Origin of the sequence: Palleronia abyssalis, from assembly GCF_900302445.1 — a bacterium.
GTDB lineage: Bacteria > Pseudomonadota > Alphaproteobacteria > Rhodobacterales > Rhodobacteraceae > Palleronia > Palleronia abyssalis.
In genome coordinates, this window is the sequence record NZ_ONZF01000043.1 from 1 (window position 1) to 1,004 (window position 1,004).

Sequence of the window (1,004 nt, forward strand, 5' to 3'; positions counted from 1 at the left end):
TGGTCTGCCCCCTGAAAAGTGGTCCTCCCTGAAGTATGGCTTACGGGCCAGTTGGAGGATGCAAGAATGCCCCAGAAGAGACACAAGCCGGAAGAGATCGTCGCGAAGCTTCGGCAGGTCGACGTGCTGGTTTCGCAAGGCCAGTCGGTGGCCGAGGCGGTGCGGTCGATTGGTGTGACCCAGTTCACCTACTACCGTTGGCGCAAGGAGTATGGCGGTCTGAAGACCGACCAGGTGAAGCGGCTGAAGGAGCTCGAGAAAGAGAACGAGCGGCTGCGAAAGGCCGTTTCCGACCTGACGCTTGAGAAGCTGATCCTGCGGGAGGCCGCCTCGGGAAACTTCTGAGCCCCGCCCGCCGCCGTCGGTGCGTCGATCACATCATGCAGAAGTTCGGCGTCTCGGAACGGTTCGCCTGCCGTGTGCTCGGCCAGCATCGATCGACCCAGCGGAAAGTGCCGCAAGGGCGAGCTGACGAGGACGCACTGACCGCTGATATCGTCGCGCTCGCCAGCCAATACGGGCGCTACGGTTACCGGCGCATCACGGCGCTTCTTCGTGAGGCTGGCTGGGTCGTGAACACCAAGCGTGTGGAGCGGATCTGGCGGCGGGAGGGGCTGAAGGTTCCCCAGAAGCAACCAAAGAAGGGCCGCCTCTGGCGGGGTGACGGGTCCTGCATCCGTCTGCGGCCGGAGCGGCCGAACCACGTCTGGTCATACGACTTCGTCGAGAGCCGGACCCATGATGGAAGGAAGTTCCGCATGCTCAACGTAATCGACGAGTTCAGCCGGGAATGCCTGGGCATCAGGATCGACCGGAAGCTGAACTCGACCGCGGTGATCGACGTCCTGACCGACCTGTTCATCCTGCGAGGCGTGCCCGGTCATGTTCGCTCGGACAACGGCCCGGAGTTCATCGCCAAAGCTGTTCGGGACTGGATCAATGCCATGGGAGCGAAGACAGCATTCATCGAGCCCGGCAGTCCTTGGGAGAACGGCTACTGTGAG

The 1,004-nt window shown here is 62.5% G+C and carries 1 pseudogene; it reads left to right on the forward strand.

Features of this window, described 5'->3' with window-relative positions:
* Positions 1–66 precede the first annotated feature (66 nt).
* Positions 67–1,004, forward strand: a pseudogene (locus tag PAA8504_RS21675) (IS3 family transposase); the annotation flags it as partial.